Source organism: Kitasatospora sp. NPDC022856, from assembly GCF_055561235.1.
Window position 1 is genome coordinate 18782 of sequence record NZ_JBVHHE010000023.1, and the last position, 14167, is coordinate 32948.

The 14167-nt window shown below is 74.0% G+C and carries 10 protein-coding genes; 5 read left to right on the forward strand and 5 right to left on the reverse strand.

Annotated features, from left to right (window positions below):
* Window positions 1-49 precede the first annotated feature (49 nt).
* On the reverse strand, window positions 50-1273 hold the full coding sequence (locus ACZ34W_RS26410) for a trypsin-like serine peptidase (protein ID WP_465607584.1): 1224 nt from the start codon (window positions 1271-1273) through the stop codon (window positions 50-52).
* 459 nt (window positions 1274-1732) lie between these two features.
* Between ACZ34W_RS26410 and ACZ34W_RS26415 the strand changes: the two genes are divergently transcribed.
* Complete coding sequence (locus ACZ34W_RS26415; protein WP_465607586.1) at window positions 1733-3340, forward strand: ABC-F family ATP-binding cassette domain-containing protein; 1608 nt, start codon at window positions 1733-1735, stop codon at window positions 3338-3340.
* A 111-nt stretch (window positions 3341-3451) separates the two neighbouring features.
* Here ACZ34W_RS26415 and ACZ34W_RS26420 read toward each other — a convergent pair whose 3' ends face one another.
* The 3 genes from ACZ34W_RS26420 to ACZ34W_RS26430 form a co-directional block, all read right to left on the reverse strand.
* Window positions 3452-4111, reverse strand: coding sequence for a Pr6Pr family membrane protein (locus ACZ34W_RS26420; protein WP_465607588.1), 660 nt, complete (start codon window positions 4109-4111; stop codon window positions 3452-3454).
* Between the two features lie 173 nt (window positions 4112-4284).
* Entirely contained in the window at window positions 4285-4962 is a 678-nt protein-coding gene (locus ACZ34W_RS26425) for a response regulator (RefSeq protein WP_465607590.1), read from the reverse strand.
* Entirely contained in the window at window positions 4959-5876 is a 918-nt protein-coding gene (locus tag ACZ34W_RS26430; protein ID WP_465607592.1) for a sensor histidine kinase, read from the reverse strand. The genes ACZ34W_RS26425 and ACZ34W_RS26430 overlap by 4 nt, the downstream gene beginning before the upstream one ends.
* Before the next feature lie 1341 nt (window positions 5877-7217).
* Here ACZ34W_RS26430 and ACZ34W_RS26435 point away from each other — a divergent pair.
* The 4 genes from ACZ34W_RS26435 to ACZ34W_RS26450 all read left to right on the forward strand — a co-directional run bounded on the left by ACZ34W_RS26435 (window position 7218) and on the right by ACZ34W_RS26450 (window position 13229).
* Window positions 7218-8468, forward strand: coding sequence for a CaiB/BaiF CoA transferase family protein (locus tag ACZ34W_RS26435; protein WP_465607594.1), 1251 nt, complete (start codon window positions 7218-7220; stop codon window positions 8466-8468).
* Window positions 8469-8478: 10 nt separating this feature from the next.
* On the forward strand, window positions 8479-9621 hold the full coding sequence (locus ACZ34W_RS26440; protein ID WP_329487056.1) for an acyl-CoA dehydrogenase family protein: 1143 nt from the start codon (window positions 8479-8481) through the stop codon (window positions 9619-9621).
* Window positions 9622-9742: 121 nt separating this feature from the next.
* Complete coding sequence (locus ACZ34W_RS26445) at window positions 9743-10957, forward strand: acetyl-CoA C-acetyltransferase (protein ID WP_329487055.1); 1215 nt, start codon at window positions 9743-9745, stop codon at window positions 10955-10957.
* 88 nt (window positions 10958-11045) lie between these two features.
* Window positions 11046-13229 (forward strand): 3-hydroxyacyl-CoA dehydrogenase NAD-binding domain-containing protein, encoded by a 2184-nt coding sequence (locus ACZ34W_RS26450; protein WP_465607596.1) that lies wholly within the window; start codon window positions 11046-11048, stop codon window positions 13227-13229.
* 11 nt (window positions 13230-13240) lie between these two features.
* On the opposite strand, the gene ACZ34W_RS26455 is transcribed toward ACZ34W_RS26450, so the two are convergent.
* On the reverse strand, window positions 13241-13993 hold the full coding sequence (locus ACZ34W_RS26455; RefSeq protein ID WP_329487053.1) for a MerR family transcriptional regulator: 753 nt from the start codon (window positions 13991-13993) through the stop codon (window positions 13241-13243).
* Between the last annotated feature and the right edge of the window lie 174 nt (window positions 13994-14167).

Here is a 14167-nt window from a genome sequence, read left to right on the forward strand (position 1 = left end):
GAAAGGCCGCGGGCCCCGGGGCCGGACGTGCTGCCGGAGGTGACTCAGGTCACTTCGTCTTCTTGGAGATGTACTCCAGCGCGTGCTGGGCGACGTCGTCCAGGTAGGGGCCGGCCTCCCAGGTGTTGTCGTTGCCCCCGATGGAGGTGTCCGAGACCAGCACCTGCTTGCCGTCCTTGGTCGCGAACCAGCCGCCGCCGCTGTCGCCGCCGGTGCCGTTGCAGCCGATGGTCAGCATCGCCGGGCGGCTCGGGTCGATCGTGTGGCGGACCGGCTTGCCGCTGTCGCAGTGCTCCAGCTCCATGCCGTCGAAGGGCTTGCCGGCCGGGAAGCCGTAGCTGCTCACGGCGGAGATCTGGTCGCGCGGGGCGTTGAACCAGACCGGCACGGAGCCGCCGACGACCTCCTCCAGCGACCTCTTGCTGCCGTCCGGGTTGGCCACCCGGATGATGCCGAAGTCGTACTGGCTCCACGGGCCGCCGTACTCCGGGTCGGCCTCGTCAGCCCAGGTCGGGGAGACGATGCCGGCCACCGCGCCCCACTCGCCGTACGGCTCGGCCTGCGCCAGCGGCGCCTGCTTCCCGCCGCTCAGCACGCCGGTGCTGTTGAAGGCCGGGGCGAAGGTGATGTTGGTGTGCGACTTGCCGCCCTTGCCACCGTGCAGGCAGTGGCTGGCGGTCCACACCAGGTTGCTCTTGCCGGGGTTGGCCGGGTCGGAGATCACGGTGCCGGAGCAGACGTACTCCTGCGCGCCGTCCTGGAAGAACAGCTTGCCGTTCACGTGGAAGTTCTTCGCGTACGGGTGCGGGACGGGCTTCTCCTGGACGACCTTCGGCAGCGGGTCGTTGCCGTTGTCCGCCGGCGGCTGGGAGCCCGGCTTGCTCGGCGTCGCGCCGGTGGGCTGGGCCGTGGGCTGCGCCGCGGTCGGCTGGCCGCTGGGCTCCTTGGCCGGGCCGGGCTTGTACGGCTTGGCCTTGAGGATCTTCTGGAGGTCCCAGAAGCCCTGCACGGCCGGGGTGATCACGTTCTGCTGGGCCCACTTGTCCCAGTCCTCGAACTTCCACTTCTTCAGCTCGTCGAGGGTGGGCAGCTTGACCGGGGCGGCGCCCGGTGTGCCGGTGCCGGCCCCGGTGGTCGCGGCGGCGGTCGGCGCCGCGGTCTGGGCCCCGGTGGCGTCGCTGTTGTCCGGACCGCACGCGGTCGCGACCACCATCGTCAGCGTGACGACGGAGGCGCCCAGCGCAGCGCGCGTGGTCCGGGATATCGGTGACATGAGTTCAGTTCCCCCTGTGGATGCGTGCCATGCCGCCCGAGCCGCAGGCATGGCAGGTGAGGAGTCTGCCATGCGGGCGGCGGTGCCCCCCGCCCGAGGGTCGGACCGGGGCGGAGCTGTCACGGGATCGGCACGTGATCCGCACGGAATTAATCGCTTGCCGGGCCCCGGGAGCCTCCGTACCGTGGTTCGTGCCACCCGCCAGAACAGGAGAAGGCCGTTGCTCTACTGAGGTCCCGAGACACCGCCCCCCGCCGCCCCGCAGCCCTGCTGCCCGCGGTGTGTGCGTGTGCGAGTGCGCGACCTCAGTGGTGAGCCGGCCCGGCATCCCTCCGTCCGATCTTCGACGGTCCTCGCTGGCCGCCCGGCCCCGCCACGCTCCGGGCCCCTCCACGCGCCGCCTGCGGTGTCTCCCGTGTTGCTCCCCAGACCGTCTGCAACCACCCGGGAGGCCTCCCCATGGCATCGCCCAGTACCGCTGTCCTCTGCACCGACCTCGGCTTCGAGTGGCCCGACGGCACGACCGTGCTCGACGGCTTCCACCTCGCCGTCGGCCCCGGCCGGACGGGCCTGATCGGCCTCAACGGCGCGGGGAAGTCCACCCTGCTGCGCCTCGTCGCGGGCGAACTCACCCCCACCACCGGCGCCGTCAGGGTCGGCGGCGAGCTCGGCTACCTGCCGCAGGGCCTCACCCTCGACACCGGGCTGAGGGTCGACGAGGCGCTCGGCATCCGGGCCACCCGGGAGGCGCTGCACGCCATCGAGTCCGGCGACACCGACCAGCGCCACTTCGACGCCGTCGGCGACGACTGGGACGTCGAGGAGCGCGCCCGCGCCACCCTCGACCGGCTCGGTCTGGACCGGCTCGGCCTCGACCGCACCACCGGCGAACTCTCCGGCGGCGAGGCGGTGCTGCTGCGGCTGGCCGCCCTGCTGGTGCGCCGGCCGGACGTCCTGCTGCTCGACGAGCCGACCAACAACCTCGACCGGTCCGCCCGCGAGCGGCTCTACGAGACGGTGGCCGGCTGGAGCGGGGTGATGGTGATCGTCAGCCACGACCGCGAGCTGCTCCAGCACGTGGACCAGATCGCCGACCTCAGGGACGGCCAGGTCACCTGGTACGGCGGCAACTTCGCCGACTACGAGCGGACGGTCGCCGCGCAGCAGGAGACGGCGGAGCGGCTGCTGCGCAACGCCGAGGCCGATGTCCAGCGCCAGAAGCGGGACTTGGTCGACGCCCGTTCCAAGCTGGACCGCAGCGCCAGTTACGGCAGGAAGCGCTCGGTCACCCGCAACGACCCGCACATCTTCGCGGGCAAGCTGAAGCGCCAGGGCCAGGAGACCGCCGGGCGGCTCCAGGGCATGCACACCGAGCGACTGGAGGAGGCCAGACAGCGGCTCACCGCCGCCGAGGAGGCGGTCCGCGACGACGCCGAGATCCGGATCGACCTGCCCCGCACCGCCGTGCCGGCCGGGCGCACGGTGCTCACCCTGCAGAAGGTCCGGCTGCCGTACGGCACCACCGCCGACCTCGACCTGCGCGGACCCGAGCGGATCGCCCTGATCGGCCGCAACGGCGCCGGCAAGTCCACCCTGCTGCGCACCATCGCGGGTGAACTCGCCCCGCTGGCGGGGGAGATCACCACCCCGGTGCCGCTGCGCCACCTGCCGCAGCGGCTGGACGTGCTGGACGACGGGCTGAGCGTCGTGGGGAACGTCAAGCAGTTCGCCCCGGCCGCGGGGGACAACGCGATCCGGGCCAGGCTGGCCCGCTTCCTGTTCCGCGGCGGCCGGGCCGACCAGCTCGCCGCCACCCTCTCCGGCGGCGAGCGGTTCCGGGCCACGCTGGCCGCGCTGTTGCTGGCCGATCCGCCGCCGCAGCTGCTGCTGCTCGACGAGCCGACCAACAACCTCGACCTGGCCAGTGTCCGCCAGCTGACCCAGGCGCTCGCGTCCTACCAGGGGGCGCTGATCGTCGCCAGCCACGACCTGCCGTTCCTGCGCGGCCTCGGGATCACCCGCTGGCTGGAGCTGGACGGCGAACTGCGGCCGGTGGGCCCGCGGTAGCCGGCCGGCGCCGGGGCCCGGCCCAGCGGGTCGGGTCCCGATGGCGGGGTCGGCCCGGGCGGTCGGCGCCGGGGCCGCTCCAGGCCCCGGTTCAGGCTCTGGTGGGCCGGTTCAGGCCCCGGTGGGCTCGGTCGCGGGCCGCAGCTTGCGGGCGACCAGCGTGCCGAGCCGGTCCAGGCCGACCACCGTGGCCGCGAGGACGACGAACTCGACGGTCAGCAGCGCGATCTGGCCCCAGACGTAGCCGTAGCCCTTGGTCGTCGGGTCGAAGAAGAAGTACGGGTACGGCAGCGGGTAGTTGGAGAACAGCCCGTTGCGGGCGAGCACGATCGCCGCGTAGCCGAGCGGGAAGGCCAGCCAGAGCGGGATGTCGCGCCAGGCGGAGGCGTTGCGCGGCTTCAGCGTCAGCCAGTCGATGATCACCATCACCGGCGTCACGTAGTGCAGGAAGAAGGACGACCAGTGCTGCAGCTTGTCCGGCCCGTCGAAGAGCCCGGGCAGCGGGTTGGCGCCGTGCTCCAGCAGGATGTGCGAGACCAGCCCGGTGATCAGGATGTAGAGCGTGGCAGCCCCGCGCAGCCGGGGGGCGGGCGCGTCCACCCTGCCGCGCTTGACCATCCAGTAGACCGCGCCGATGAAGTAGCCGAGCACGATCACATTGCTCTGGATGGTGAAGTAGACCAGCGGGGCGGTCTGGAGGGTCAGGCCGAGGCCCGCCGAGAGCACGATGCCCATGCGCCACCAGAGCGCGGGGCTGGTCCGGACTGACATGCGGTCACCAGTTCGTTTCAGGCGATACGGGAGGTATCGGGTGGAAGAGGGGGGATCGACGCACTCTACTCGCTGGTAGGGCCGGGACGGAAGAAACGTCACCGCAGGTGGCAGGCCCCCGGCCCCCGGCCGCTCCCTCCCCCCCGGCCCCCGGCCGCTCCCTCGTCCCGCCGTCACCCCGGCAGGACGAAGCCCGACTCGTACGCGGCGATCACCGCCTGGGTGCGGTCGCGGGCGCCGAGCTTGGCCAGCACGCTGCCGACGTGCGTCTTGACCGTCTCCGGGCTGAGCACCAGCCGCCCGGCGATCTCGCCGTTGCTAAGCCCGGCGGCCATCAGCCGCAGGACCTGCCCCTCCCGCTCGGTGAGCCGCCCGATCGGCCCGTACCCCGACGCGGCCGCCGGCCGCCCCGCCGGCCGCTGGCGCAGCGCGAGTTCGCGCACGGCGGCCGGGTAGAGCAGCGAGTCCCCGCGCGCGACCAGCCGCACCGCCTGCACCATCTCCTCCGCGCTGGCCCGCTTCAGCAGGAACCCGGCGGCGCCGGCCCGCAGCGCGTCGTACACGTGGTCGTCGTGCTCGAAGGTGGTGACCACCAGGATCCGGGGCGGCTCGGCCATCCCGCCGACCAGCTGCTCGGTGGCCCTGATGCCGTCGATGCCGGGCATCCGGACGTCCATCAGCACCACGTCCGGACGCAGCTCGCGCACCAGCGGGACGACCGCGGCGCCGTCGGCCGCCTCGCCGACCACGGTGAGGTCCGGCTCCGCGTCGATCACCACCCGCAGGCCGGTCCGCACCAGCCGTTCGTCGTCCGCGATCACCACCCGGACGATTCCGGTCGGGTCGTTCATCGTGCTCCCTCCAGCGGTAGCCAGGCGGTCAGCCGCCAGGTCGTCCCGTCGTCCGTCGGACCGGCGGCGCAGCCGCCGCGCAGCACCGCCGTCCGCTCGCCGATCCCGCGCAGCCCCCGGCCGCCGCCGGGGCGGCTGGGCCGGGCCTCGCCCAGCGGACTGGTCAGTTCGATCTCCAGCCGGCCCGCCGCCAGGCCGACCCGGAGCCCGGCGGGCGCCGGCCCGGCGTGCCGCAGCACATTGGTCAGACCCTCCTGGACGATCCGGTAGGCCTCGCGGGAGACGGCGGCCGGCAGCCGGTGCAGCCCGGGGGCCAGCTCGGCGTCGACCTCGACGCCGGTGCGGGCGAGCTGGCGCAGCAGGTCGTCCAGCCCCGCCAGGGTCGGTCCGGCGGACTCCGCGTCCGCCCGGTCCTCCTCGCGGAGCAGCCCGAGCACCGCGTCCAGCTCGGCGACGGCCGCCCGCGCGGTATCGGCGATCGCCCTCAGTGCCTCGGCGGCGAAGTCCGGGTCGGTCCGCAGCACCCGGGCCGCCGCCGAGGCCTGGATGCCGACCGCGCCGAGCGCGTGGCCGACCGAGTCGTGCAGCTCGCGGGCGAGCCGGTTGCGCTGGGCGAGGACGGCGGCCCGCCGTTCGGCGGCGGCCAGCCGCTCCTCCGGGGCCGGGCCGAGCAGCACCGGCGCCCACCGGGCCAGCAGGGCGCCGCAGCCGGCGCTGGTGGCGAGGATCAGCAGCAGGAGCGCGAGGCCGAGCACCGGTCCGGGCAGCCAGGCCGGGAACCCGCGGTCCTGCCAGAAGCGCACCATGTCGTCCACCGCTGGCCCGCCGAGCGGAGTGATCACCAGCACCACCGCGAACGGCGTCCCGGCCAGCGTCATCCCGCTGACGATCCCGCCGAACAGCACGTGTAGCACGTACCAGGTGGCGCTCCGGCGCCTGGCGGCCCAGGACCTGGCCGGCCCGGCGGAGACCTCCTCGGCCCGCTCCGGCGCGCAGAGCGCCCGTGCCGCCGGCCCCCTCCAGCGACCGGACCGTCGGCACCAGGGCGGTGACGGCGGCCATCGGCAGCGAGAGGGCGAGCGCGGCGAAGTAGAGGAGGACCTGGACCACGGAGCCGTGCGCCGGGTCGAGCGCCCCGAGCAGGACGGTCGAGAGCATCCAGTACGGCATCAGCAGGGCGCCGCCGAGCACCAGGTGCACCCAGCGCAGCCGGGCCCGCCGGCCCAGCAGCGCACCGCCGATCCGCCGCGCGGTGCCGCCCGCGCCCACCCCCGTGATCACCCGGCCGACTCTACGTCAGCGGTCCCGGTGCCCGGGGGGGCCGGCACCGCCTGCCCGGCCAGGGCGACCCCGCCGGCGGAGATCGTTGTGGTCATGCCCCCCACCCTCCCGCGGACGGGAGCGCCGGTGCCTCCTCCCACCACACGATCCGCCTCCTTCGCCAGGGGGAGCCGGCCGGCCCGGGTGTCCTCCCCGGAGACCCGGGCCGGCCGGCCGCGGACGGGCTACGGGATGATCGGCTCGCAGCCGACCGCCTTGCCGCCGGCGACGAGGAACTGCCGCCAGAGGTCGGCGGTGTCGGGGAAGAGCCCGCTGCCGGCCGGCGGTGGCGTGCTCGTTCGCCTGGTAGGTGCGCTGGGTGGTGTCGAGGTTGTCGGCGGTGCCGGTCAGCTTGTCGTGCAGGGTCTTGCACTGCTGCAGCCAGCGCTCGGTCGAGCCGGTGAGGGCGCTGCCGAAGGAGAAGCCGCGGATCCTGGTGGCGGCGGTGGTCGCGTGCTCGGCGAGGTTGTTGCCACCCTTGCCGCTGGCGCTGTCGAGGTCGGTGGCGATCTGCCGGGCGATGCCGGCCGAGGCGTTGAGCTCGTGCGGCCGGTCCAGCCGGGTGGTGGGGGCGGACGGCGGCGGGCCGGGGGAGGGGTTCGGGGTGGGCCCGGCCGCGAACGGGGACGTGCCCGGTGCCGAGATCGGGATGACGGTGTCCGGCGACGGGTTGCGCGGTGCGCCGGGCGGGGAGGCCGGCTGGACCGGCCCGGTGGTGAACCCTGGGGAGGCCATGTGCGTCTGCTGCCAGGGCGACCGTACAGGCCCGCCCTGTAGGTGTACCGACGCACCCTCCGTCACCCCGGTTGCGCCCTCCGTGTCAGGGATTCGTCAGGGCTGTGTCGACGGGTGAAGGGTCTTGTTACCGGCGGGTCGCTTCCCTATCATCGCGAGTGTTACAGCTTTACTGTCAAACCCCGAGGGGGCGGTCGCCAGTGCGTGACCCGAGCAGTCCCGGCCCGCTGGCCGGGGTCCGGGTGGTCGAGCTCGCGGGGATCGGCCCCGGGCCGTTCGCGGGCATGCTGCTGGCCGACCTCGGGGCCGACGTGGTCCGGGTGGACCGGCCCGACCCCTCACCGCTCTCCCAGGACCCGGCCTACGACGTCACCAACCGCAACAAGCGCTCGGTGCTGGTCGACCTCAAGTCCCCCGGCGGGCCCGCGCAGGTGCTCGACCTGGTCGAACGCGCCCACCTGCTGATCGAGGGCTACCGCCCCGGAGTCGCCGAACGCCTCGGCGTCGGCCCCGAGGCCTGTCTCGCCCGCAACCCCGCCCTGGTCTACGGCCGGATGACCGGCTGGGGTCAGGACGGACCGCTGGCCGCCCGGGCCGGCCACGACATCGGGTACGCGGCGGTGGCCGGGGTGCTCGGCCTGATCGGATCGCCCGAGCAGCCGCCCGCCGTCCCCGCCAACCTGCTCGGCGACTACGCCGGCGGCTCGCTCTACCTGGTCGTCGGTCTGCTCGCGGCCCTCCACCACGCCGGTGCGACCGGCGCCGGCCAGGTCGTCGACGCCGCCATCGTGGACGGCGCCGCCCACCTCACCACCGTGCTCTGGGGGCTGCTCGCGGCCGGGCAGTGGCAGGACCGGCGCGGCGTGAACCTGCTCGACGGCGGTGCGCCCTGCTACGCCGTGTACCGGGCCAAGGACGGCGGCGACCTCGCCGTCGGCGCGCTGGAGCCGCGGTTCTACGCCGAGTTCGCCCGGCTGCTGGAGCTCGGTCCGGACGCCCCGGGCCAGTATGAGGTGGCCCGCTGGCCCGAACTGCGGGCGCGGATCTCGGCCCGCTTCGCCACCCGTACCCGCGCCGAGTGGGAGGCCGTCTTCGCCGGCTCCGACGCCTGTGTGGAGCCGGTCCTGACGATGCGTCAGGCTGCCTCGTACGGGCACCTGGTGGCCCGGGGGACGTACGTCGAGGCGGACGGCGTCACCCAGCCGGCGCCCGCGCCCCGGTTCTCCGCCACCCCCGGCACGCTGCGCCGCCCGCCGGCCCGGCCGGGCGCCGACACCGACGAGGTGGCCCGCGACTGGGGCGTGCCCGCCCTGCTGGCCCCGCCGGACTCACCTGCTGAGCCCGCTGAGCCGGCTGCCCCTGCTGTCCCTGCCGACCGGGCCGTCCCGGATTCCCCGGACGCCCCCGAGTCCCCGGATTCCCCGAATTCCCTGGGCTCCGAAGCCCGTTAAGGAGCTTGCCGTGGAACGCGACATCTACACCGAGGAGCACGAGGACTTCCGGGCGACCGTCCGGTCCTTCCTCGCCAAGGAGGTGCTGCCGCACTACGACCGCTGGGAGCGGGCCGGCATCGTGGACCGCTCCGCCTGGCTGGCCGCCGGCCGGCAGGGGCTGCTCGGGCTCGCCGTCCCCGAGGAGTACGGCGGCGGGGGCGCCGCCGACTTCCGCTACGCCGCCGTGCTCGCCGAGGAGTTCGCCCGGGCGGGCGCCTCCGGCCTGGCGCTCGGCCTGCACAACGACATCATCGGCCCGTACCTCACCTCGCTCGCCACCGACGAGCAGAAGCGCCGCTGGCTGCCGGGGTTCTGCAGCGGCGAGCTGATCACCGCCATCGCGATGACCGAACCCGGCACCGGCTCCGACCTCCAGGGCATCCGCACCCACGCCGTGGACCAGGGCGACCACTACCTGCTCAACGGTGCCAAGACCTTCATCTCCAACGGCATCCTGGCCGACCTGGTGGTCGTGGTCGCCAGGACCACCCCCGAGGGCGGTTCGCGCGGCCTGAGCCTGCTGGTGGTCGAGCGCGGGACGCCCGGCTTCGAGCGCGGCCGCAACCTCGACAAGATCGGCCAGAAGGCCCAGGACACCGCCGAGTTGTTCTTCGAGGACGTCCGCGTCCCCAAGGCGAACCTGCTCGGCGAGGAGCACCAGGGCTTCCTCTACCTGATGCGGAACCTCGCGCAGGAGCGGCTCACCATCGCGGCCGCCGCGATCGCCGGCGCCGAGTACCTGGTCGAGATCACCACCGAGTACGTGAAGCAGCGCGAGGCCTTCGGCCGGCCGCTCGCCAAGCTCCAGCACGTCCGGTTCGAGATCGCCGAGATGGCCACCGAGTGCGCGGTCACCCGGGCCTTCGTGGACCGCTGCATCACCGAGCACAACCGCTACGCGCTCACCCCGGCGGACGCCTCGATGGCCAAGTGGTGGGCCACCGAACTGCAGAAGCGCACGGCCGACCGCTGCCTCCAACTCCACGGCGGCTACGGGTACATGACCGAGTACCCGGTCGCCCGCGCGTTCACCGACGGCCGGATCCAGACCATCTACGGCGGGACCACCGAGATCATGAAGGAGATCGTCGGGCGCTCCCTGCTGGGCTGACCCCGGTCCCCGCCCCCCGCCCGCCCGGCGAAGCGCCCGCCAGACCGCGGAACTCCCGCCCCGGCCCCTCCCGAACCCTCCCACCCCCCCGCCCGGTCAGACCCCCGAAAGGCAATCCACCGTGACCACCGAAGCGTACGTCTACGACGCGATCCGCACCCCGCGCGGCCGGGGCAAGGCCAACGGCTCACTGCACGGCACCAAGCCGATCGACCTGGTCGTCGGCCTGATCCACGAACTGCGCCGCCGCTTCCCCGAGCTGGACCCGGCGGCGGTCGACGACATCGTGCTCGGTGTGGTCAGCCCGATCGGCGACCAGGGCTCCGACATCGCCCGGATCGCCGCCATCACCGCCGGCCTGCCCGACTCGGTGGCCGGCGTCCAGGAGAACCGCTTCTGCGCCTCCGGCCTGGAGGCGGTCAACCTGGCCGCCGCCAAGGTCCGTTCGGGCTGGGAGGACCTCATCCTGGCCGGCGGCGTCGAGTCGATGTCCCGGGTGAGGATGGGCTCCGACGGCGGTGCCTGGGCGATGGACCCGATGACCAACTACGAGAACCACTTCGTCCCGCAGGGCATCGGCGCCGACCTGATCGCCACCATCGAGGGCCTCTCCCGCACCGACGTGGACGCCTTCGCCGCCGAGTCGCAGGCCCGGGCCGCCAAGGCCCAGGCCGACGGCCTGTTCGACCGCTCGGTCGTCCCGGTCCGCGACCGCAACGGCCTGGTGGTGCTGGACCGCGACGAGTTCATCCGCCCCGGCACCACCGTGGAGACCCTGGCGGGCCTCAAGCCCTCCTTCGCCGGCATCGGCGAGGCCGGCGGCTTCGACGCGGTCGCCCTGCAGAAGTACCACTGGGTCGAGGCCATCGACCACGTGCACCACGCCGGCAACTCCTCCGGCATCGTGGACGGCGCGGCCCTGGTCGCGATCGGCAACCGCGGCATCGGCGAGCGGTACGGCCTGCGCCCGCGCGCCCGGATCGTCTCGGCCGCCGTCTCCGGCTCCGAGCCCACGATCATGCTCACCGGGCCGGCCCCCGCCACCCGCAAGGCGCTCGCCAAGGCCGGGCTGACCGCCGCCGACATCGACCTGGTCGAGATCAACGAGGCCTTCGCCGCCGTCGCCCTGCGCTTCGTCCGCGAGCTCGGCTTCCGCCCGGACCAGGTGAACGTCAACGGCGGCGCGATCGCCCTCGGCCACCCGCTCGGCGCCACCGGCGCGATGCTCCTCGGCACCCTGGTCGACGAGCTGGAGCGCCGCGAGCTGCGCTACGGCCTGGTCACCCTCTGCGTCGGCGGCGGGATGGGCATCGCCACCGTCGTCGAGCGCGTCTGAGCCTCCGGCGGCCCGCCGCCGCCCCTTCCCGTGGCGCGGTGCGCGCGGCACCCCCCTTGTCCCGGCCCTCACAGGAGACCCCAACCCCATGAGCGACACCACCACCATCCGCTGGGAGCAGGACCAGGACGGCGTGGTCACCCTCGTCCTCGACGATCCCACCCAGTCCGTGAACACCATGAACGAGGCCTTCACGGCCGACTTCGACGCCACCGTCGAGCGCCTCGCCGCCCTCGGCGACGACCTGCGCGGCGTCGTGGTCACCTCGGCGAAGAAGACCTTCTTCGCCGGTGGGGACCTCCGGATGCTGTCCGCCGCCCGCCCCGAGGACGCCGCCGCCGTCTTCGAGAAGTCGATGCGGATCAAGCGGGCGCTGCGCCGGCTGGAGACGCTCGGCAAGCCGGTGGTCGCCGCCCTCAACGGCAGCGCGCTCGGCGGCGGTCTGGAGATCGCCCTCGCCTGCCACCACCGGATCGCGCTGACCGCCCCGGCCAGCCGGATCGGCCTGCCCGAAGTCACCCTCGGCCTGCTGCCCGGTGGCGGCGGGGTCGTTCGCACGGTGCGGCTCTTCGGCATCACCGACGCCCTGCTGAAGGTGCTCCTGCAGGGCCGCCAGTACCGCCCGGAGCAGGCGCTCCAGCACGGCCTGGTCCACGAACTGGTGGACACCCCGGAGGAGTTGACCACCCGGGCGCGCGCCTGGATCGAGGCCAACCCGACCGCCGTCCAGCCCTGGGACGTCAAGGGGTACCGGATCCCCGGCGGCACCCCGGCCACCCCGGCGCTGGCCGCCGACCTGCCGGCCTTCCCGTCCAACCTGCGCAAGCAGCTGGCCGGCGCGCCCTACCCGGCGCCGCGCAACGTGCTGGCGGCGGCGGTCGAGGGCGCCCAGGTGGACGTCGACACCGCGATGGTGATCGAGGCCCGCTACTTCACCGAGCTGGCCTGCGGGCAGACCAGCAAGAACATGATCCAGGCGCTCTTCTTCGACATGCAGGCGGTCAACTCCGGCGCCGGCCGGCCGCAGGGCGTCGAGAAGCGGACGGTGCGCAGGGTCGCCGTGCTCGGCGCGGGCATGATGGGCGCCGGGATCGCCTACACCTGTGCCAAGGCCGGCATCGAGGTGCTGCTGAAGGACGTCAGCACCGAGGCCGCCGAGCGCGGGAAGGCGTACTCCGCCGGCCTGCTGGACAAGGCGGTGGCGCGCGGCCGGGCCACCGAGGCGCAGCGCGAGGAGCTGCTCGCCCGGATCACCCCCACCGCCGAGGCCGCCGACCTGGCCGGCTGCGACGCGGTGATCGAGGCGGTCTTCGAGAACCCCGAGCTCAAGCGGAAGGTGTTCCAGGAGATCGAGGGCGTGGTGGCGCCGGACGCGCTGCTCTGCTCCAACACCTCCACCCTGCCGATCGGCCTGCTCGCCGAGGGCGTCGGGCGCACCGCCGACTTCATCGGCCTGCACTTCTTCTCGCCGGTCGACAAGATGCGGCTGGTGGAGATCATCCGCGGTCCGCAGACCGGCGACGAGGCGCTCGCCCGCGCCTTCGACCTGGTCCGGCAGATCGACCGGACGCCGATCGTGGTCAACGACTCGCGCGGCTTCTTCACCTCCCGGGTGATCGGCCAGTTCATCAACGAGGGCGTGGCGATGGTCGGCGAGGGCGTCGACCCGGCCACCGTCGAGCAGGCCGCCGCCCAGGCGGGCTACCCCGCCAAGGTGCTCTCGCTGCTGGACGAGCTGACGCTGACGCTGCCGCGCAAGATCCGCGACGAGTACCGGCGCGCGGTCGAGGAGGCCGGCGGCAGCTGGACCGCCCACCCGGCGGACGCGGTGGTGGACCGGATGGTCGACGAGTTCGGCCGCCCCGGCCGCAGCGGCGGCGCCGGCTTCTACGAGTACGGCGAGGACGGCCGGCGCGGCAGGCTCTGGCCGGGCCTGCGCGAGCACTTCACCTCGGCCGAGGGCGCGGCCGGGAGCGCCGTCCCCTTCGAGGACCTCAAGGAGAGGATGCTCTTCAGCGAGGCGCTGGACTCGGTCCGCTGCCTGGAGGAGGGCGTGCTGACCTCGGTCGCCGACGCCAACGTGGGCTCCATCCTCGGCATCGGCTTCCCGGCCTGGACGGGCGGCGTCTTCCAGTACATCAACGGGTACGAGGGCGGCCCGGCGGGCTTCGCGGCCCGCGCCCGGGAACTCGCCGCCGCCTACGGCGAGCGGTTCGCGCCGCCGGCCCTGCTGGAGCGGGTCGCCGCCGAGGGCCGGACCTTCTCCGACTGACGGCCGGTCGGTCAGCCGGGCGGGGCGGCGTCCTCCACGGAGCGCGCCGCCTCGCCCAGCTCCTCCCGCAGCGACCGCTGGAACGCGGTCACCAGGGCCTGCGCCACCATCGGCTGGATGTGGTCGGTGAGTTCCTTCATCCGCTCCAGCTCGGCCGGCGCGGGCTCGCTCTCCCGGTACGGCTTCCAGACCGTCTCGCGGAACAGCCGCTGCAACTCGTGCGCCGTCGCCCGGCTGTGCTCCAGCACCACCGCGCGCGCGGCCAGCAGGGTCTCCAGCGGGATCGGCACGTCCAGGATCCGCACCCCGAGCGGCAGCAGCCCCGGGTCCACCCGGAACACCTCCGGGTCGGGCGTCCGCTCCAGCGCGCCCATCGCCGCGAGCCGTTCCAGCTGCGCGGGCGAGAGCGCCCGCCCGGCCCGCCGCTCCAACTGCCCGCGGCTCAGCTCCTCCGCCGTCTCCGGCGTCCAGGACGCCACCAGCGCCCGGTGGATGGCCAGGTCCAGCGGCGTGCTGTCCTGCGGCAGCCAGGCCAGGTAGCGCTCGATCGCCGCCAGCGTCAGGCCCTGCCGCTGCAGCTCCTCGATCAGCCCGAGCCGGTCCAGGTGCTCCGCCCCGTACCAGCCGACCCGGCGCGGTCCCAGCTCCGGCGGCGGCAGCAGCCCCTTCGTCCCGTAGAACCGCACCGTGCGCACGGTCACTCCCGCCCGCGCCGCCAGCTCGTCCACCGTCAGCCGGATCTCGACTCCCTCCCGCGCCCCCATCCGCCACCTCCGCCTCTGTTGCACCACCGCTGTGACAGCAGCAGTGTGACAGTGCCGGGCGACCCGGTCCACCGGCGGTGCCCGGTACGCCCCGGGCCCCGCCCGGCGCCGTCGGCGCGGGAGCGGGGCCCGGGGGCGGTGTCCGCCGGTGCGCCGGGTGGTCGGCGAGACCTG